17 protein-coding genes and 2 pseudogenes are annotated in these 20,572 nt (G+C 42.8%); 12 read left to right on the top strand and 7 right to left on the bottom strand.

Annotated elements, in window-relative coordinates; genetic code table 11:
- Window positions 1-126: 126 nt before the first annotated feature.
- A complete protein-coding gene (locus ATY38_RS00645; protein WP_062557590.1) occupies window positions 127-537 on the bottom strand; it encodes a nitrosocyanin in 411 nt (136 codons plus the stop codon).
- A 290-nt stretch (window positions 538-827) separates the two neighbouring features.
- On the opposite strand from ATY38_RS00645, the pseudogene ATY38_RS15320 reads away from it, so the two are divergent.
- A pseudogene (locus ATY38_RS15320) lies at window positions 828-1,939 on the top strand (IS30 family transposase).
- Between the two features lie 6 nt (window positions 1,940-1,945).
- Here the strand turns inward: ATY38_RS15320 and ATY38_RS15685 are convergent.
- Together ATY38_RS15685 and ATY38_RS00625 are read right to left on the bottom strand one after the other, a co-directional pair.
- A pseudogene (locus tag ATY38_RS15685) lies at window positions 1,946-2,089 on the bottom strand (IS3 family transposase); the annotation flags it as partial.
- Window positions 2,090-2,208: 119 nt separating this feature from the next.
- Entirely contained in the window at window positions 2,209-4,599 is a 2,391-nt protein-coding gene (locus ATY38_RS00625; protein ID WP_062557588.1) for an EAL domain-containing protein, read from the bottom strand.
- Window positions 4,600-4,945: 346 nt separating this feature from the next.
- Here ATY38_RS00625 and ATY38_RS00620 point away from each other — a divergent pair, with 346 nt between their 5' ends.
- Window positions 4,946-6,295: an OmpP1/FadL family transporter gene (locus tag ATY38_RS00620; RefSeq protein WP_062557587.1), complete on the top strand. Its 1,350-nt coding sequence runs from the start codon at window positions 4,946-4,948 to the stop codon at window positions 6,293-6,295.
- Window positions 6,296-6,412: 117 nt separating this feature from the next.
- Window positions 6,413-8,236 carry an ATP-dependent zinc metalloprotease FtsH gene (gene ftsH / locus ATY38_RS00615; RefSeq protein ID WP_062557586.1) on the top strand — a complete coding sequence of 608 codons (1,824 nt, stop codon included), beginning with the start codon at window positions 6,413-6,415 and terminating at the stop codon, window positions 8,234-8,236.
- A 25-nt stretch (window positions 8,237-8,261) separates the two neighbouring features.
- On the opposite strand, the gene ATY38_RS00610 is transcribed toward ftsH, so the two are convergent.
- The 3 genes from ATY38_RS00610 to gshA all read right to left on the bottom strand — a co-directional run bounded on the left by ATY38_RS00610 (window position 8,262) and on the right by gshA (window position 11,631).
- A complete protein-coding gene (locus ATY38_RS00610) occupies window positions 8,262-9,182 on the bottom strand; it encodes a peptidylprolyl isomerase (protein WP_062557585.1) in 921 nt (306 codons plus the stop codon).
- Window positions 9,183-9,340: 158 nt separating this feature from the next.
- On the bottom strand, window positions 9,341-10,327 hold the full coding sequence (gene gshB / locus ATY38_RS00605) for a glutathione synthase (protein ID WP_062557584.1): 987 nt from the start codon (window positions 10,325-10,327) through the stop codon (window positions 9,341-9,343).
- 8 nt (window positions 10,328-10,335) lie between these two features.
- Complete coding sequence (gene gshA / locus ATY38_RS00600; protein WP_062557583.1) at window positions 10,336-11,631, bottom strand: glutamate--cysteine ligase; 1,296 nt, start codon at window positions 11,629-11,631, stop codon at window positions 10,336-10,338.
- Between the two features lie 103 nt (window positions 11,632-11,734).
- Between gshA and ATY38_RS16790 the strand changes: the two genes are divergently transcribed.
- The 3 genes from ATY38_RS16790 (at window position 11,735) to ATY38_RS00590 (ending at window position 14,125) form a co-directional block, all read left to right on the top strand.
- Window positions 11,735-11,869, top strand: a complete 135-nt coding sequence (locus ATY38_RS16790) for a hypothetical protein (protein WP_256325495.1) — start codon at window positions 11,735-11,737, stop codon at window positions 11,867-11,869.
- Window positions 11,870-12,374: 505 nt separating this feature from the next.
- Window positions 12,375-13,475, top strand: coding sequence for a copper-containing nitrite reductase (gene nirK, locus ATY38_RS00595; protein WP_062557582.1), 1,101 nt, complete (start codon window positions 12,375-12,377; stop codon window positions 13,473-13,475).
- A gap of 122 nt (window positions 13,476-13,597) precedes the next feature.
- Window positions 13,598-14,125, top strand: a complete 528-nt coding sequence (locus ATY38_RS00590) for an adenine phosphoribosyltransferase (protein WP_062557581.1) — start codon at window positions 13,598-13,600, stop codon at window positions 14,123-14,125.
- A gap of 38 nt (window positions 14,126-14,163) precedes the next feature.
- Here ATY38_RS00590 and mpl read toward each other — a convergent pair whose 3' ends face one another.
- Entirely contained in the window at window positions 14,164-15,558 is a 1,395-nt protein-coding gene (gene mpl, locus ATY38_RS00585) for a UDP-N-acetylmuramate:L-alanyl-gamma-D-glutamyl-meso-diaminopimelate ligase (protein WP_062557580.1), read from the bottom strand.
- Between the two features lie 159 nt (window positions 15,559-15,717).
- On the opposite strand from mpl, the gene gluQRS reads away from it, so the two are divergent.
- The 6 genes from gluQRS to ATY38_RS00555 all read left to right on the top strand — a co-directional run bounded on the left by gluQRS (window position 15,718) and on the right by ATY38_RS00555 (window position 20,551).
- Entirely contained in the window at window positions 15,718-16,596 is an 879-nt protein-coding gene (gene gluQRS / locus ATY38_RS00580) for a tRNA glutamyl-Q(34) synthetase GluQRS (protein WP_062557579.1), read from the top strand.
- A 161-nt stretch (window positions 16,597-16,757) separates the two neighbouring features.
- Window positions 16,758-17,921 (top strand): NAD(P)/FAD-dependent oxidoreductase, encoded by a 1,164-nt coding sequence (locus tag ATY38_RS00575; protein ID WP_062557578.1) that lies wholly within the window; start codon window positions 16,758-16,760, stop codon window positions 17,919-17,921.
- A gap of 23 nt (window positions 17,922-17,944) precedes the next feature.
- Window positions 17,945-18,424 carry an SRPBCC family protein gene (locus tag ATY38_RS00570; RefSeq protein ID WP_062557577.1) on the top strand — a complete coding sequence of 160 codons (480 nt, stop codon included), beginning with the start codon at window positions 17,945-17,947 and terminating at the stop codon, window positions 18,422-18,424.
- Between the two features lie 56 nt (window positions 18,425-18,480).
- Window positions 18,481-18,933, top strand: a complete 453-nt coding sequence (locus ATY38_RS00565; protein ID WP_062557576.1) for a PAS domain-containing protein — start codon at window positions 18,481-18,483, stop codon at window positions 18,931-18,933.
- Between the two features lie 645 nt (window positions 18,934-19,578).
- Window positions 19,579-20,067 carry a Fe-S cluster assembly transcriptional regulator IscR gene (gene iscR, locus ATY38_RS00560; RefSeq protein WP_062557575.1) on the top strand — a complete coding sequence of 163 codons (489 nt, stop codon included), beginning with the start codon at window positions 19,579-19,581 and terminating at the stop codon, window positions 20,065-20,067.
- Between the two features lie 148 nt (window positions 20,068-20,215).
- Window positions 20,216-20,551, top strand: coding sequence for a HesB/IscA family protein (locus tag ATY38_RS00555; RefSeq protein WP_062557574.1), 336 nt, complete (start codon window positions 20,216-20,218; stop codon window positions 20,549-20,551).
- The last annotated feature ends 21 nt before the right edge of the window (window positions 20,552-20,572 follow it).

Raw genomic sequence — 20,572 nt, 5'->3', positions numbered from 1 at the left:
TTTGTTCTTGTGATTTGTAACTAAGGATGGGAGAATCATTCAGTTGAATTCAAGATTCAATTTAACCGGTAGATCTCATTTCATTGAGAAGCAGAAAGTAAGCACTTCGCAATATATCAAAGCTCTTTATTCGATGACATTCAAAGAGCCTGGTAAATGGATATTTTTTGGATGGAGTTGACACCAGATAGTAAAGGCACCAGCTTTATCGGCTACGAAAGAAATAACTTTTGTTTCTCCTGCTTTAATTATTTCTTTAATTTCGTATTCATCAATGGCAAATCCTTCGCTAATGGGTGATTTGTTCTCTACAGTGATTTTGACTGCAGTTCCTTTTTTGACAGCTAATGTTTCGGGCTCATTGAGAACATTAAAAGCACGAATATTGTTAACCGTTACACCTTCGACTTTGAGCTCTGGAATTGTAGTGTCATAAGCATTGATAACAACTTTAAAATTTTGCTCTGCAGCTTGCGCGATGCCTGATAATAGTAATCCAAGAACAGAGCTTATGATGACGATTTTGGTTATTTTCATAGTATATATTTCCTCTTAAATTATATGTTTTAGTATAATGGTACTTGCTCCGCACTTTTTAGCACGTAAGCGGCATTTACTCTAGAGGGGATAATTCCATATGTCAATATCGAATTATCCTAGCGCTTGAGGTAAATTCTCCGCTATGCACCACTGGCTATAATTCCCATAACCAGCTGAAAGAGCTCGTCTGCGCGATTGGTTGAGCTAATTGCACCGTGCTTTTTTGCGTGTTTCTTGTGTTCTGGCAAGTTTGAGCTGGCATATTTACATATCATCAACAGGAAACCATGTGGCAGCTATGGTCAGAAGGCAAATCGTTGAGTGAAATTGGCCGGCAATTGAATAAACATGCCGGTTCGGTATTTTGCTACTTACAAAAATCCGGTGGAATAAAGCCATCGCCACCCAAACGTTCGGTCAGGGACTTGTCGTTACTAGAGCGTGAGGAAATATCACGAGGCCTATCGGCTAATTTATCCTTTAGGGCGATTGCCAGAAATCTCAACAGGACCACTTCAACGGTTTCCCGAGAAATCAACCGCAATGGCGGACTGTCGAAATACCGTGCTGTAGCAGCCGATAGACGCGCCTGGATGAAAGCCAAACGGCCAAAGACCTGCAAGGCTTAATGACGACGCCAACTTACGCGCTATCGTATCGGATAAACTGGCTAGCCAGTGGTCGCCAGAACAAGTGGCAGGTTGGTTGAAACAAACTTATCCTAAAGCATCGGCTATGCATATTTCACATGAAACCCTCTATAAAATGCTGTTTATTCAATCGCGCGGTGCTTTAAAAAAGAGCTACTCCGGCAGTTGCGAACGCAACGGGTGATGCGTCAGTCCAAGCACTTCAATACCAAAGGCAATGCCCGAGGCGCTATTATTGATGCGGTATCCATCCATGATCGGCCGCAAGAGATGAACGATCGAATCATCCCGGGACACTGGGAAGGCGATTTAATCTGCGGTACCCAAAAGTCGTATATCGCAACCTTAGTCGAGCGAAGTTCCCGTTATACATTGCTGGTTAAATTAACCGGGAACGATACTCATGCTGTGGTTAGCGCTATCACCCAAAAAGTCATTGAGCTGTCCCAGCAACTGAAAAAATCGTTGACCTGGGATCGAGGAATGGAATTGGCGCAGCACAAACTGTTCACTATTGATACCGATATCAAAGTCTATTTCTGTGATCCTAAGTCACCTTGGTAAAAAGGAACCAATGAGAATACTAATAAACTACTGCATCAATATATGCCTAAAAAGACCGATCTATCCGTTTATTCACAGGAGCAACTCGATATGATGGCAGAAGAGTTAAATGATCGACCTAGAAAAACGTTGAATTTTTTATCGCCATCACAGAAAATTTCAGCAGTGTTGCTATGACCGGTTGAATCTCCAGTCGCTTCCTTTAGTATTTCCCTCTCCAGCTTGAGCTGCTTGATTTGCGCTTTCAACTGACGAATTTCTTCCTGCTCCGGTGTCGGTTTCCCATTACTTCGGAATACCTGATCAGCATTATCCGCCTGGTATTCCCTGATCCAATACCTGACTGAATGCATCCAATTTGAAGCTTTTATCCTTTCGCTAAGAATTTCAAAATAAAATTGGTTTGTACACGCATAGTGCAATGTAGACAAGAAAGCGGACTGCAGATTATTCCTCAGCCTTTTTTGTCAGTTAAAGGTAAGCTCGCATTAAGGGGTGTGGGTTCAGCTACCCAGAAGCCTGGTACATAATCGACACTGATATTTTCCAGGATTTGTAGTGTTTGATCATTTTCCACCCATACGGCGATCGTTTTAAGTCGCATGATATGGCCGATGTGATGAATCGATTCAACCATTGCCTGGTTGACTGGATCGGTAAGCATATTTTTGATTACTCGTCCGTCGATTTTCAGATAATCAAGTGGAATATCTTTCAAATAATTGAGCGATGATAAGTTGCTGCTAACATCATCAATAGAAATGCGACAACCCAGTTCTTTCAAGGTAGTGACAAAACGTATGACATGCTGTAAATCATTCAGCGCAGTCTGTTCGCTGATTTCGAAACAGATACAGGCGGGATCCAACTGGCTGTCTTTGATGCTGTTTACCGTGAAATCAAGAAAATTTTCATTTACAAGTGCTTGTCCGGATATATTGATGGTGTAGATTGCATTGGTCGTGTGCGTTGCATGCGCTCTTATGAACTGTAGTGATCGCTGCACCACCCAGCGATCAATTGGCAGTACTTGATCATACCGCCCCGCGGCAGATAGAAATGCTCCAGGCATAATCAGTCGGCCATTCTCATCGTGCAGACGCAATAAAATTACACCATGTTGTTCTTGTTCCGCGTGCTCTGACGAGATTAATTGGGTTGGTTGATAATAAGGCTGAAAACGTTGCTCTGTCAGGGCGTTCCGAATACGCGGTAGCCATTGTTGCATTTCAACAGAACCTTGCAGATGAGGTATGGATTGATATAACTGTACTCGATTGCGTCCTTGTTCTTTGGCAGCATAACAGGCACTGTCAGCCGCATTGAGTGCATGCTCAAGCCCCTGATTTCCATGAGTGATCGGAAATAACCCGATGCTTACCCCAATAGTGAAAGTTTTTCCGCGCCACTGGAAACGGAAATTTTGTACCGACTCACGTAATGTGTCGGCTACTTGTAGCGCTTGATCTTTTGGGCAGTGCTCAAGAATAACACCGAATTCATCACCGCCCAGACGTGCCAATGTATCTCTTGCACGCAGTTTGGAATGCAATAATGCGGTTACTTGGCGCAATAACTTATCACCGGCACTGTGGCCGCAACTGTCGTTGATAATTTTGAATTGATCGAGGTCAAGATACAGCAGCGCATGCATGTCATTCTTGCGCATGGATGTTAGGATTTTGCTGAGGCGATTCTCGAATTCCTTGCGATTGAGCAGACCGGTTAACGAGTCATGTGCTGCTTGGTAAGCAAGTTTCAACGTCCGCTTACGTTGTTCTGTCACGTCGCGGAATGTTATCACGGCACCAATCCTATGTTTTTGTTCGTTTTGAATCGGCGCTACAGCGTAATCAATGATGTATTCTTTCTTGTCTCTATTGACCAATATACATTCGCTGTGCTGGGGAGAATTTTCAAGTTCGTTTAAGTAATCTGCCAGGGGGTCCGGTACCGGTTTATGGGTGGCTATGTCCATAATATGGAACGCTTCATGCAGTGGTTTGTTGTGCATTTCCTCATTGCTCCAACCGGTAAATATTTCCGCAGTCGGGTTCAGAAAAGTAATTTTTTCATTCGCATCTGTGGTAATGACTGCATCACTGATACTTGCCAATGTGATCTGAAACAGCTCTTTTTCCTGATGCAGGATATCGTTGGTTATGGTGAGCGCTTCGGTACGCTCCGCTACTCGCTGTTCCAGCTGATTCTTGGTTTGAATCAGGCGTTTTAGCAGCTCAATATTGTCAAAACGAAATTTTAGCGAATCCGTGACTGTTTGGTGCAGTTGGTGTGAAATTCTGCCCATCGTAAATACAAACAACAAAAAAGTCAGCGCGATGATCATCTGAATGTCACTTTCGTGCATGATGACCTGATAGGTGAAAGGAAGCGCAACAGGTATCGAAAAAGCTAAAAAGACGCCTTTATACGACGATAAGGTTGCCATTGCGCCTGCAACCATGCCGCCCAGCAAGTAAGCTAGAAATAATTGATGAATGGCACTATCAGCAACAAAAAAAATGCTTCCGGCAGAACCCCACAGTATCCCTGCTAACAGTGCGCCAATATAAAATTGCTGTCCCCAGATTACTGATTCGGCAGCGGATGGTTTTTTACGGAAATAGGCCTTGACGATCAGAAACCTGACGAAAGTGAGAGCATAAATAGCCGCCACCCAGCCTAAAAGCCAGTTTTTTCCGACCAATTCCCAAAAAATATAAGCTAACATAGTGGCAACAATCAATGTGACAAATAATGCCTTAGGAGCTTGCTGATAAGCCAGCTTGATTTGTTCTGCCAGTAATGCGCCGGAACGGTTGGGGGAGGGAGATTGGGAATTCACATTGCAATTAATTGGATCTTAACATCATATAATAAGGCTTTTTTGCGGCAAGATAATGGAGATTTTTGCAGTATTACTGAATGTTTATGATGAATGTGCAAGCGCAGTTTAGAGTAAAGGTGCATAAATTTTCAGCGCTTTGAAATCGATGAGTAAATATGCAGTTTTCTCTGGCGCAATGCTGATTGCGTAAAAGATTTAGAATATTCATTGTGTTATATGTCAGAAAATTCTTATAGCCATACTCAAAAAATTGAGCCTAATTTTTTTGAAATAAAGTAAGTTTCTATAGTGCAACAGCTGGGTAAGGCACTGGAGAATAAATTACGGGAGCATGTTCATTAACATGAGATGTATTGCAGAAGGTTTATCTTGTTGGAAGTTTCTGTATCGTGCCGGGCTTATTCTACTCGTGGCTTCTGCGCCAGTATCCGGTGCCGGTATTGCTGTGATGGAACACAGTGTCAAGGAATTGGGTCAAGCGTTCTCCGGCGCGCCCACTAATACGAGCGATGGCAGTATGGTGTTCTTTAATCCGGCTGCGATGAGCCAGGTGCGGGGTAAATTGATTTCTGCCGCGAGTTACTATATCGCACCATCTGCAACTTTTCATGATAGCGCTTCGCGGCTGGGTAACGCGCCGCTTACGGGTGGGAATGGCGGAGATGCCGGGCAATCGGTTTTTATTCCGAATTTTTATTATGTGCAGGAATTGTCGAACCGCTTAGCCTTTGGTTTTGGATTTAATCTACCTTATGGCATGCGCAATAGTTATGATTCGGACTGGAAAGGGCGTTACCAAGCCATTGATTCAGAAGTTCTGACGATTAATTTTAATCCGTCTCTGTCGTTCAAGCTGACCGAAAAATTTTCTTTAGGTGCCGGTTTTAATGTGCAGTACTTGAGATCCAAATTAACCAACGCAATTGATCTGGGGCCGGCATGTTTTTTAGTGCAGGGAGCATTGCCATGCTTAAGTCAGGGAATTGCGCCGCAAGCCGCGGACGGGCATGTTTCGCTCAAGGGTGACAGCGTCGGCTTTGGCTACAATTTAGGCGCATTTTACACGCTGACTCCTGATACTCGATTCGGCGTCAGTTATCGTTCCCGCATTGCTCATGACGTAAAGGGGAATGCAAATTTTACCTTGCCGGATAAAGCTATTGCGTTGACGCAAGGGAATATTTTGGTGGATACGCATGCGGTTACGCCAGTGACTTTGCCGGACTCGGTCTTATTCGGTTTCTCGCACCATCTCAATCCGCGCTGGGAAGTTTCAGCGGATGCTTTATGGACGCACTGGAGTTTGGTTCGAGAGCTCAGAACGAATTTTTCCTCATCGCAATCCGATGATGTACAAAATCTGAAATGGAACGATACGTGGCGTTATGCTTTCGGGGTTAATTATTTTTCCGCAACCCATAAATGGGTATGGCGAACAGGATTTGCTTATGATCAAACGCCGGTTCGCAATGCACAACACAGATCGCCTCGAATTCCCGATAGCGATCGTTATTGGTTGACCGTTGGTTTTACTTATGCAGTGCGGAATAATATTTCCATTCATGGTGCGTATGCGCATCTGTTTATGGATACTCCTTCAATCAGTCGCAGGGGCGTAACGGGAGATTTCCTTTCCGGACAGTTTTCTGAGCAAATCAATATCGGCGGTCTGCAACTAGACTGGCGTTTCTAATTCTGATCGTCACAATTCATTGGGCTGTAGTGCAGAAACTTATGCAGACATTATCTTATAATGTCGCATGTATCGTTCTAATGGATAAATTTTCTAACCCAATTTTGGAATTAATCAATGGACAGAAGAACGCATCTTAATTTCTGGTTTGTTACCCTGGCGCTATTGGCTTTGCTGTTAGTGCAAAATTTGTATAAGCAATATACTCAAGTTGAGCCCATTCCCTATAGTCGTTTCCAGCATTTGCTGGAGCAGGGGCAGGTAGCTGAGATTGCGATTACCGAGAATCAGATTTTTGGAACATTGAAAGAAAAACACGCGGATGGATATAAAGATTTCGTTACGACACGGGTGGAGCCTGAGTTAGCGGAAATTCTGGATAAATATCATGTGGTTTATACCGGTGTGGTACAAAGCACCTGGTTGCGTGATTTATTGTCCTGGATTGTGCCGACAGCAATTTTTGTCGGAATCTGGCTATTTGTGATTCGCCGCATGGGAAGCAGTATGGGAGGCGGGCTGATGTCGATCGGTAAAAGCCACGCCAAAGTATTTGTGGAAAAGGAAACAAAGGTGACTTTCGACGATGTGGCGGGTGTCGATGAAGCCAAGGAAGAATTGGTCGAGATCATTAATTTCTTAAAAAATCCGGTGGATTATGGTCGTTTAGGTGGACGGGCACCGAAAGGGATTTTGCTGGTGGGGCCGCCAGGCACCGGGAAAACATTGTTGGCACGCGCAGTGGCGGGTGAGGCGGGTGTGCCGTTTTTCTCCATTTCCGGCTCGGAATTTGTAGAAATGTTTGTCGGTGTGGGTGCGGCCAGGGTGCGTGACTTGTTTGAACAAGCAAGACAGATGGCGCCGGCGATAATTTTTATTGATGAACTGGATGCACTGGGGCGTGCACGCGGTGCTTACGGATTGGGTGGCGGGCATGACGAAAAGGAGCAAACCCTGAATCAACTGTTGGCCGAACTGGATGGTTTTGATTCCAGCAGTGGCATCGTGCTGCTGGCAGCGACCAACAGACCGGAAATTCTTGATCCGGCGTTGTTGCGGGCCGGACGGTTTGATCGCCAGGTGTTGGTGGATCGTCCTGACAAAATTGGGCGGGAACAAATTCTTAATGTCCATGCAAGAAAGGTGAAGTTGCATAACGACGTTAGAATTGAGGAAGTTGCAGCATTGACGCCGGGATTTACCGGAGCAGATCTGGCTAACCTTATCAACGAGGCGACTCTGTTAGCAACCCGGCGTGCCGCGCCGTCGGTAACGATGGCGGATTTTAATAATGCGATTGAGCGCATCGTGGCAGGATTGGAAAAACGTAACCGTCTGTTGAACCCCGATGAACGCCGTGTAGTGGCATTTCATGAACTTGGGCATACGATGGTGGCGTTGGCATTACCGGGTACCGATGAGATTCATAAAGTATCCATTATTCCAAGGGGTGTCGGTGCACTGGGTTACACCATTCAACGCCCTACCGAGGATCGCTATTTAATGACTCGTGTGGAGTTGCAAAATAAAATGGCGGTATTGCTGGGAGGGCGCGCAGCCGAGCAAATCGTATTTAAGGAAGCTTCCACCGGTGCGGCAGATGATCTGATACGCGCCACCGATATTGCTCGCGCCATGGTGCTGAGGTATGGCATGAGCGAAGCATTGGGTAACGTGGCGTATGACCGAGAGCAATCGGTATTTCTACAACCCAATGTTGCTATGCCACAAAGCCGAAATTACAGTGAAGAAACTGCCAGCAAGATCGATGTTGCAATTCGTATGTTGGTTGATCAAGCCCTGGAATGTGCGCTCAGTATACTTCAATCCAATCGTGGTTTGCTGGATCAAACTGCGCAAGAGCTATTGGAAAAAGAAACGCTCAATCAACCTGAAATACTTAAATTAAAGCAAACGATAGTTTCCAGCGTGTCCCATTGAGGCGTATCTTTGCCACATCGAAATTTTATTCGTAACTGACTAAGGTGAATTGATACGATTCTGCATCGGTTAATTGCAGTTGCACGTTTCTGAGAATGGTGGATGGATTGATCATTGCTGATGGAATATGTAATTGACCATTTGTGCTCAAGAAAGTGGCGATATTAAGGGGTTTATTGTCCAGCGTTACTATATTGTTCAGGTCGAGTTCAAATACAATGGAAGGGCTATTTTGAATCAACCGTAAGTTGACTTCCAGTGCATTTTCCGCTCCGATATCCACCGCAAAACTCAAAATTTCCTGGCTGAAGACGCTTGCTGTGTCAATGAGTTCAACCATGCTTATCCGAACTAGATTATTAAATGATACGGATGATGAGCCATCATAATCTTTCAGTGGCGTGTCGGTAAAGCTGCCACTACCCAGGTCTCTTACGGGGAGTTTTTCAATAGCATCGAAGACAGTCATGCCATCAAAAATAACGCGACCAAATACGGTAAATCCTCCATTCTGATTATCCAGATTCAAAGCGTTATCATTTAAGTTGACAAACCATTGGCTGGTTGCGCTGTTGGGGTTGCCGCCAATTTTTGCCATGGCCACAGTTCCACGGGTATTGGAAATTTTAAATTCATTAATAATTGGAGGAAGGGGACTTACGGCGGTGAGCGATTCTCCGGTGGTGCCAGGAATAATTTTAAAGCCGCCGCCTTGGATGACAAACTCAGGAACACTGCGATGGAAGATTCCATCAATATAGGCGCCATTGTTGATGTAACTAATGAAATTGGCGGTTGTGATCGGTGTCTGTGTTTCAAAAAGCTCAATACAAAATTGCCCCATATTGGTTGTAAAGCACGCAACCCGGTTAGCGTGTGTAATGGACGATGAGAAATACAAACAGGCAAACAATACGATTTTATATAAGGGTGAGCTGACTCGCATGATGATTGGGTATTTTTGTATGGGTTGAAATTGGATTTTACTGACAGATGCCTAGCTGAGGCAATATTTCATTTTGGATTAGCTGCAGTTTTGTATTGAAGAATCTTGGATATGATGAGAGTGAGCGATTTATTAAGGCGATGCACAAAGTGAACTGATCATAATTTTGATATAGGGATTATTTCGGTATTCCTTGATTTGAAGTTTTCTTCAATGGCGTCAAGCATCATAGCTGCAACATTCAATCCGGTCTGCTGTGTAATTTCCTGCATTCCTGTGGGGCTGGTGACATTAATTTCGGTTAAATAATCACCAATCACATCCAATCCTACCAACATTAAACCATTTTTAACCAATTCCGGGCCTAACGAGTCTGCAATGTCTTTGTCGCGCGCAGATAGGGGCTGCGTTGTCCCCGTACCGCCGGCAGCAAGATTGCCGCGCGTTTCACCGAGCTTAGGAATGCGCGCTAAAGCAAAAGGTACCGCTTTGCCTGCAATCAGCAGGATACGTTTGTCGCCTTGAGCGATTTCAGGAATGAAGCGCTGCACCATGATGGTTCGGGTTCCATAGTGAGTGAGCATTTCGAGAATCACGCTGATATTATAGTCTGCAAGATGGATACGAAACACGTTGGCACCTCCCATGCCATCCAGTGGTTTTAAGATAATATCATGATGAATAATAAGAAATTCCCTAATTAAGTGCGCCTGGCTGGTTACTAGCGTAGGGGTAATAAATTGTGAAAATTTAGTGATCGCAAATTTTTCGTTGTAATCGCGAATACTCCTGGGGCTATTGATTACCCAGGCACCCTGGGTCTCAGCTAATTCCAGCAAGTACGTACTGTAAATATATTCCATATCAAACGGCGGGTCTTTGCGCATTAATACAATGTCAAATTCGTGCAAAGGAGTTGCCGAAATATCACTGATTTTGTACCACAAACCATCCGCAGATGATGGATTTATGAGTAACAGTGCGCGCGAAAAGCCTGTGACAACATGGTTGATCAATACGATGTCATGTTGATAAAGTACCCAGACCTGATGGTTTCGCGCAATTGCCTCACAGATCAAGGCATAGCTGGTGTCCTTATGCGTTTTCATGGAATCCAGTGGGTCAATGATAAAGGCAAGCTTCATAGCGGAATTTATGCGGAACTTAATTTCGCATCCGAAGTATCGGTTTGCTGCAATTCCAATGCGGCGGCTAATAGCGCCAAACGCGCTACAACGCCATAGGCATAAAAACGATTCGGAATGATATTAGGTTGGGAGGCATTCGGCTCCAGGCAAGTGGTTTCAAATGCCAAAGGAACAAAATGCATGCCGGGAGCATTAAGGTTTTCGTCGATACCGCGCCCGGTATGAACGCGATAAAATCCTCCGACGACGTGACGATCTATCATATAGATAACAGGTTCCGCTACCGCTTGATTGATCGTTTCAAATGTATAAACGCCTTCTTGTACCAACACATGGGAAACTTGCAATCCTTCTTTCACTACGGCCATTTTATTCCGCTGTTTGCGGTTTAGCTTATAAATTTCGGTGCCATTTTTTACTGTCATGATTCCCATTCCATAAGTTCCCGAATCGGCTTTGACAATGACGAAAGGATCTTCCTTAACACCATATTGTTGATACTTTTTCCTGATCACCGAGATAATGCGGTCAACAGCCGCTGCTACGCATTCCTCACCTTGTTTTTCATGAAAATTAATTTCTCCACATGAGCTAAAACGTGGATTGATTAACCAAGGATCAATGCCGATCAAATCCGCAAATTCCAGAGCAATGCGATCATAAGCGGCAAAATGATTAGATTTTAGGCGCGTTGCCCAGCCGGCATGCAAAGGAGGAATCACAATTTGATTCAGATTTTGTAAAATCTCCGGAATGCCTGTGGATAGATCATTGTTAAGCAACACAGCGCAGGGTTGAAAATTTTCTACACCCAATTGATTGTTTTTCCTCACAATCGGCTCAAGCTGTATAGATTGCCCATCGGGAAGATCAATATCGATGGCTGTAGTGACTTCCGGCAATAAGGTACCAATACGGACATTCAGTCCGGCCCGTTGCATAATATTTTGCAAGGTGGCAATGTTTTGCAGATAAAAGATATTGCGTGTGTGGTTTTCCGGAATCAACAATAAGCTATGCGTATCCGGGCATATCTTTTCGATTGCATTCATCATCGCTTGTACACATAAAGGAATGAAGTCCGGATTTAGATTGTTGAACCCACCGGGAAACAAATTGGTATCAACGGGTGCCAGTTTAAAACCGCTGTTACGTAAATCTACGGAACAGTAAAATGGCACTGTATACTCGCGCCATTTGCCTCTCATCCAATGTTCGATGGTTGGCATGGCATTAATGATACGATTTTCGAGGTCAAGAATAGGACCGCGCAGGGCTGTGGAAAGATGAGGTACTGGCATTTTGCTTTGAATTATTAAATCAGGGCCATTATAGCATTATGGCTTAAATAGATTGTGATTGCCCCGATTCTGAAGTGTTTTTCATAGGGATGTACTCATTGTCATGAAACGTATTATATTTGGTTTGGGAGCGACGCAAGCAAGCGCGGTAGGATTAGTGGAAGGTTTTTTCTCCAGCTCGTTCAGACAGCAACAGTACTGTCAATTCTTGTTGGGCAGCTTCTATCCTGGAGAGTAACCGATGAAACGGAGAACGATCATGAAGATTATTTTTGTGACTCCTCGTAATAATAATGGCGGCTAGAAGTGCGGCAGCCATCAATAAAACTTTTGAGAGTGTGAGTTTGCGGGTCTGGTTGCTGAAGTAACGGCGAGGAAAAGGGGAAGCATTGGTGGCTTGCCAATGAAACAGGATTAGAAACTGGTGACGTTATTTTGTGCTCAGAGGAGCACAAGAGAATTTAACCGCTGCAAAAATTAAATTATCACAAGGTTAACAGGGTGATTATGCATTCACGCAATGAAAAAATCCCCTGTTCATATTGTGACTTTATCAAAAAGATTTCAGTAGTTTACGTTACGCAAAAATAGACAGTGCAACGAAGAAAGTGTATAGTTCCGGCACTGCCCTTTACTCTTGAGATTCAGAAAAGGGAAGGTGTTGAAGCAATTTGAGATTGTCTCAACGAATTAAGAATGGCGCATAAAAAAAAGCGCAAAGTTCATCATTTATGGAGGGATATATGATTAAAGCTGTTCAGGCGGTAATAGGTTTAGGGTTGCTTTGTTTTGCTGCTACACAAGTAGCGGTAGCGCAAGACATTTCTAAATTACCACGTGTAAAACAAAAACTGGTGGCTCCACCAAACGTACCTGCACACGATCAGGTTGCCAAAGGTGGTCCAAAGATTGTTGAAATACATATGGAATTCGAGGAAAAACTAATAGAAGTTGCTCCTGGTGCAAAAGCCTGGGGTATGACTTTTAATGGCAGCATTCCCGGTCCGCTCATCATTGTGCATGAAGGTGATTATGTTGAGTTGACATTATCTAATCCAAAATCCAGTACATTAGCACATAACGTAGATTTCCATGCAGCAACCGGTGCATTGGGTGGTGCTGGTTTAACACTGGTACAGCCGGGTGAAGAAGTGGTTTTGCGCTGGAAAGCTGTGAAGCCAGGTGTATTTGTTTACCATTGCGCCCCTGGTGGAACCATGATTCCATTTCATGTCATTTCTGGCATGAATGGAGCCATTATGGTATTGCCGCGTGATGGTCTGAAAGATGCGAAAGGCAAGCCATACACATACGATAAAGCTTTTTACATTGGTGAACAAGATTTCTATCTGCCAAAAGACGATAAAGGTAACTTCAAAACCTATGGCTCACCAGCCGAAGGCATGGCAGACATGCTAGAAGTGTCTAAAGGACTCATTCCAACTCACGTAGTGTTCAACGGTGCGGTTGGTGCAATTACCGGTGACAATGCGCTGAAAGCTAAAGTAGGTGAAAAAGTATTGTTTATCCACTCTCAAGCTAACCGTGCTTCCTATCCGCATTTGATTGGTGGTCATGCTGATCTATACTGGGTAGGTGGTTCATTCAGCGATACACCGTTGACCAGCCAAGAAACTTGGTTTGTTCCAGCCGGTTCCGCAGTTGCTGCAGCCTATGAATTCCATCAACCAGGCCTATATGTATACCTCAGTCATAACCTGATTGAAGCTGTACTGCTGGGTGCTGCACTGCATATGAACGTTGAAGGTAAATGGAACGATGACCTGATGACTCAGATTAAAGCTCCTGCAAGCTTTGATGCAAAAGCTGCGATGGATCACTAAGATTTGATTTAGTGTAGTAGTTATTGAAGTCATTCTAAGAAAGGCCTCAACCTGTAATAGGTTGAGGCCTTTTTCATTAACAAGCCATCGCTTGCTTATTATTTGTTCAAATACACACAAATATGCCAATTAAATCTCGTATTCGCACCATCCCGAATTATCCGCGACATGGAATCATGTTTCGTGATATAACAACGTTATTAAAAGATCCTTGCGGGTTGTATACCACAATACAAGAGATTGCAGGCCGTTACGATTCAGTTACGATTGATAAGGTGGCTGGGATCGAGTCGCGAGGATTCATCATTGGTGCGCCGGTTGCGTACCAACTAGGCAAAGGCTTCGTGCCTATCCGTAAACAAAATAAACTTCCTGCAGAAACATTGGGAAAAGACTATCAATTAGAATATGGCAGTGACCGTATTGAGATTCATCGAGATGCAATTCAACCGGGAGATCAGATACTTTTGATTGATGATCTGATTGCAACCGGAGGGACTGCGGAAGCGGCTGCAGGACTGATAGAGGATATGGGCGGGGAAATCGTGGAATGTTGTTTCGTTATTGATTTGCCGGATGTGGGGGGGAGGGCTCGCCTGGAGAAGCTTGGACATAGAGTCTTTGCATTATGTGAATTCGATGGTGAGTAGCTATCGCTAGCCTGTTCCGGAATTTGCACTAACAGCCATCACTGATTCTCTTGTAAGGCTGATAATAATTTGTCATGAATGCCGCCAAAGCCGCCATTGCTCATGATCAAGACATGATCTTCAGGTTTTGTGATTGCCACGATTTTTTGTATTAGCTGATTTAAATCATCGCAATAATCGACTCGATTATTTAGCGTGCAGAGAGTTGATTTTGCCCATTGTGAGTCACGCGTAAAGCAAAAAACATGATCTGCTTCTTGCAGACTGTGTGCAAGATAATCTTTCCAAACACTCATCTTCATTGTATTAGAGCGAGGTTCGAGTACGGCGATAATTCTTTTTCGACCAACATGGGTTCTTAAACCATTCAGTGTTGTTTGAATTGCAGTAGGGTGATGTGCAAAATCATCATAAACCGTAACGCCGTTGACGGTACCGCGTTTCTCCATGCGACGTTTAACACTCTTGAATTTTGATAGTGCTGCAATTCCTGTTTCGACCGGTACTCCGGCATGTCTGGCAGCGATTAATGCTGCCAAAGCATTCATGCGGTTATGCTCACCTAGTAAATCCCAGTGTAAACACCCCTGATGGATTTGAGCAAAATAAATATCTATTTCATTGTTTGCAAGCAATTGAGTATTCCACTTCCGTTCAGTTCCAAATTCCTCTAAGGGCGTCCAGCAGCCTTGTGTCAAAACTTGTTTTATATTCTCATCTTTTCCATTGGCAATGATCAAGCCGTTATTGGGAATGATTCGTACAAAGTGATGAAATTGACGTTTGATGGCAGAAAGATCAGGAAAGATATCCGCATGATCATATTCAATATTATTTAATATTGCAGTTCTTGGATGATAATGAACAAATTTAGAACGTTTATCGAAAAAAGCCGTGTCATACTCGTCGGCTTCAATAACGAAGAATGGTGAAATTTCTGCTGAATTTAATTCAGAATCCTGTGTGTGCTCTGATCGAATAATTCCAATTCTTGCAGATAAACCAAAATTCTCGGGAATTCCACCAATCAGAAAACCCGGATTTAATCCAGCGTAGTCTAATATCCAGGCTAGCATCGAGCTGGTCGTGGTTTTGCCGTGCGTACCGGAAACGGCAAGCACCCAGCGATGCCTCAAAATATTTTCTGATAACCACTGTGGGCCGGAAATATAAGGTAAATTCCGGTTAAGAATTTCTTCCATCAACGGGTTTCCGCGGGTAATTACATTACCAATTACGAATATATCCGGCTGAAGTTGGATCTGCTCGATTGAATAACCCGGTATTAATTCTATTCCCTGAGATTCAAGCTGTGTACTCATCGGCGGATAAACATCTTGATCGCAACCTGTTACTTTATATCCGGATTCTCTCGCAATGGCTGCAATGCCTCCCATGAAAGTGCCGCAAATCCCAACAATGTGAATATGCATGATCCCGCTTAAAAGAAATCTTAATTAGAAAAAATCGAAAATGAATAGATTGCGCTTCTTTGTAAATTATAGTTTATAAGCTCAGTCAGTAATACCCATGTAACGTAGTAGTGTGATATTTTATAAATTCAACATACTTTCTTTAATGAATATTCACCCATGATAGAAAAAAATTATCGTGGTCGGTTTGCGCCATCTCCAACAGGGCTCTTGCATTTTGGTTCACTGGTTGCGGCTGTCGGCAGTTATCTCGATGCAAAATTTAATCAAGGTAAGTGGTTGGTCAGGATTGAAGATATAGATTTTCAGCGTGAAGTGCCTGGAGCCGTAAGTGAATTCTTATTTGTACTGGAAAGTCTGGGTATGGAGTGGGATGAGGAAGTTGTTTTTCAAAGCCGGCGTCTTGAAGCCTATCAGAAAGCACTGGATAGATTAGAGAAACAGAATTTAATATATCCGTGTACTTGTTCAAGAAAAGAAATTTCTGATTCCAGCATCATCGGTCTTGGTGGCCCAATCTACCCTGGGACGTGTTTGAAAAATCCTTCTTTATCAGACAAAGCATGTTCACTGCGTATTCAAACGAATCAAAATGAAATTCAATTTCAAGATATTTTAAAAGGCCCGTATACACAAAAACTCAGGCGGGAAATTGGAGATTTTGTACTACGCCGGGCTGACGGTATATATGCTTATCAATTGGCCGTTGTGGTCGATGATGCTGAGCAGGGTATCACGCATGTTGTTCGTGGTGCGGATCTTCTGGATTCTACGCCGCGCCAAATATTTCTACAGCGATCGTTAGGTTATAGTACGCCGCGATATATGCATCTTCCGGTCGTAACCAATGCTGCGGGTGAGAAACTCAGTAAACAAACCAATGCCGAGCCAATTGATATTGCAAATGCCTTGCCGCAATTGGTTAAGGCACTGTGTTTTCTGGGACAGAAACCTCCGGCGGTAATTCTTGAAGGAGATATCCCTTCTTTTTGGCAGTGGGCTAGAGAAAACTGGCAAGTCAATCTTATTCCTCGATAATTTCTTCTGTATTGTAATTAATTTCGAATTTAAGCTATCAAACAATATTTGTGCTAGTCTGTAGTAACGACGATCAGAAGTGTTTTTGAGAAATGCTGAGTTTGAAAATACGCTAACGGGGAAATTAAATGTTCCCAAGCGACAGCAGGTAAGGAGATGGTGTGGCTTTTTTGCCTTTTAATATAACCAAACAAAAAAAACTGAGAGTGATTATTGTAGGCGGAGGATATGCAGGGCTTGCTGCATTGACCAATCTGTTGCAATTTGCTCCCGATACGGATATCACACTCATAGATCCTAGAACGCAGCATCTGAAGATTACGCATTTGCATGAAACATTTAGGTATCCTCTAACAGATTTATTGTTTTCATTTGGTGATTTAGAGATTCGTTACGGATGCAGGCATGTGCTGGCATCAGTGGATCTTGATCAAAATACGTTGCAGGATTGTCAAGACAGCAAACAATTAATTCTTGATGATGCGGTTCTGAATTTTGATTATATGATCATTGCATCCGGCTGCGAAAATAGTGCATCAGGTCTTATGGATTCAAAAAATGTATTGAGCTTGTCTGATTTTACTGCCGCAAATGGATCTGATCTATTAGGAAATTTTCTTGATCAAAACAATGTTCCGAATCAAGCGATTTCTGTTGTAGGGGGAGGGGCAACCGGCATACAGTTTCTGTTTGAGATAAAGCAATTCCTGATGCGTAAGAAATATAAAATAAAATTACGTCTGATTCATTCAGGCGGGCGTGTTCTTGAGCAATTTCCTGATGGTTTTGGTACGTATGCTGAATCTCGTATGCGTGATTTGGAGATTGCTTTTTACCCTGACACATACTACAGTTATCAGGATTCTGATAAGATTTTTCTGACCGAAAAAATAACAAAAAAGCAATTTGAATTACCGTCCAGTATGGCAATTTTGTTTCTGGGTAAAAAGCAGCAAAAGACTTATACGGCTAACGCTTTTGGACAGATAATAATTAACCGGAAGCCGTTACAGAATATTTTTACGGCCGGTGATTGTTCGTACTATCAATCTCCGGGATCAAATACGCGGACGGCACAATCAGCTGTTCGTAAAGGAAAGCTAGTGGCGCGCAATATATTGCGCCATTCAGGTTTTCCTGGACTGCTTGAGCCTTATATACACCACGAATTAGGCTATGTAGTAAGCATTGGAGCCGCGGATGCTGTTGGTTGGTTGGTTTCGGAAGGAAACATTATCACCGGTATTCCGGCGCTGACAATAAAAGAGCTCGTAGAAGCCCAATATGACTTATTATTGGCGGGAATCGATACTTACTTGGTTTAGCAAACACTACGCAGGAGATATATATGCTTGGTTTGTTTAAAGATAGTCCTGTAATAGGCAAGGCCAGTACAATTATTCAAAGTCCGGCAGATAAGCTTTTCAATTTCATTGGTAATGATTTGCTTATTAACTACCCCAGATGGTCACCTGAAGTTAAGGAACTGGAGAAATTGACGGATGGCCCAATACAGCTGGGAACGGTATGCCGTCAAGTACGCATTGACCAAGGCAATCGATCTGAATCAACTTTCAAAGTTAAAATTTTTGATGTTGGTACACGCATTTGTTTTGAAGGAACATCCAATCCCTATCGATGTGACTATGTGATGGAATCAGTCAATGCGTCTGATAGCAAAATAACATTTACCTTTGAGCTGCTGAGCCTTGATCTTCATGTGAGGCCTTTTGAGAAACTGGTACGCATAGCAGTTCAGGACGGAACGGAAAGAACCGTAAAAAATATCAAAAAAATTATTGAAGCAGATTTGGCCAGCTTAAAATAATCAATCATCGCAATGCGTGTATTTAGCCAATAGCTGATTAACCTGGAGAAAAAATCATGGATTTTATCGTTGAAAAAGACCCTGGATTGATTCCACAAGTATTGTCCAAGATTCTTGATTCGTGCGTCAATGGAGTGACACTGGCCGATCCTGACCAAGAGGATTTGCCTTTGGTGTATGTTAATAAGGCATTTGAAATTATAACGGGTTATACATTGGCGGAGACCGTGGGTAAGAATTGCCGTTTCTTACAGGGAAGTGAGCATGATCAATCAGGTGTTATGCAACTCCGGGAAGCCATTAAGAATAAAAAATCTGTAGAAGTGGTATTGAGAAACTATCGCAAAAATGGCGAACTATTTTATAACCATCTGCTGGTGTCCCCACTTTTTGATTCAAACGAAAATTTACTCTATTTCCTCGGGGTACAGTACGATATTACTCCGCAAATCCGGGCGGAAGAAGAAATCAAAGCACTGAAGGAACAGTTGGCGGCACTTAAGAAATAAGTGCTTCAGATACAAAAATAAAACTATCCGTATCACTAAATTATGGCAGAGGTAGTATCGGGTGTGGCGTTTTCGATACATGATCATATTTGCTCTACCAGTTCAGGTCTAATTATAAAAAGCGCTTAAAATATAGAGTGTTGCAGAGTTTGATATGGGTTCGCAACCTTAAGTCAAACAGAAAGAAAGGTGATACTCATGCTAATAACAATCCAATTATTAAACACAAAGCAAGGTTGCCGAATCTTGCTGAAGAACTTCAGAATATTCCCAGAGTTTGCAAGAAACGGTTATATCGCGCAATGAGTTGCTGATATCCACTTTCACTGGTATTCCTCGTACCTAACAAAGGCGATGTCACCTCAAACCAGCGGTATTGATAACTGCGCAGCGCAGGGCAGCTTGATGAAACAGAGAAAGAAAACAAAAACAATGCAAAGAGTGTGCAGCAATGTATCCACTGTTGATCACTTTAATCGTTGGATATTTTTTAGGAGTGGTTGATTAATTATTAGATGATTATCGGATCGTTGCCATGATCAGATAATTACCTTGCTTATTGTTGACTAAATCAATCGGGTATTGTATAGTTGATCAAATTAATCGGGTATTATTTTTGCTAACACTTAATTTAGAGGATTAATCATGAGATTAACTACAAAAGGAAGATTTGCGGTTACCGCGCTACTTGATCTTGCTTTGCAGCAAAGCAGCCATCCAATAACACTGGCAGATATCAGTCAAAGACAGAAGATTTCCTTGTCGTACTTGGAACAGCTATTTGCAAAGTTGCGCCAATCTGAATTGGTAGATAGTGTTCGTGGTCCTGGAGGCGGTTATTGTCTTTCTAAAGATTTAGATAAGGTATCGATCGCAGACATTATTCTTGCGGTTGATGAGCCTATCGATGCTACGCAGTGTGGCGGTAAAGAGAATTGCCATAATGATGGAAAGTGCATGACGCATGATTTATGGGCAAAATTGAATGAGCTCATTTTTGAGTATCTTGGTGCGGTTACGCTTAAGGAATTGGTTGATAATCAAATCAATCAACAGAATGAAGCAATCGTACCGCTTCTTGATATGCGACGTGAAACTGATATACGGCGTGAAACAACGGCTGCGTACAGCTGATATTCGTTTTTAATAAGATTTTCCGTTCTCAAAAAATCTAACAATGTTTTATCGATAAATTGCTATAGAACAATATTATTAAGTCTGTGTCTAATTGAAGTAGCATAAGTTTTTGCTTATACGAAGAAATAATACATTGGACTAAATTATGCTTATTACACTAACTGAAAATGCTGCAAAATATATTCAACAACAACTTGTTAAGCGTGGTAAAGGACTTGCATTCCGGGTTGGGATTAAAAAATCGGGTTGTTCAGGATTTTCTTATACGTTTGATTATGCTGACGAGATTCAACCCGATGATCAGTTATTTGAGTCACATAAAACTAAGATAGTTGTTGATAGATACAGCCTGCCTTATTTGGATGGTTCTCAAATCGATTTTGTCAAGGAAGGTCTCAACAGTTCTTTCCAGTTTGTTAATCCGAATATTGATAATACATGTGGTTGTGGCGATAGCTTCAGTATAAAAGAATCTGTTTAGATTTAATTGATAGCAATCTCG

It is taken from the genome of Nitrosomonas ureae, assembly GCF_001455205.1.
Classification (GTDB): domain Bacteria; phylum Pseudomonadota; class Gammaproteobacteria; order Burkholderiales; family Nitrosomonadaceae; genus Nitrosomonas; species Nitrosomonas ureae.
Note: the sequence above shows the minus strand (reverse complement) of the source record. Positions and strands in the feature narration are given on the sequence as shown.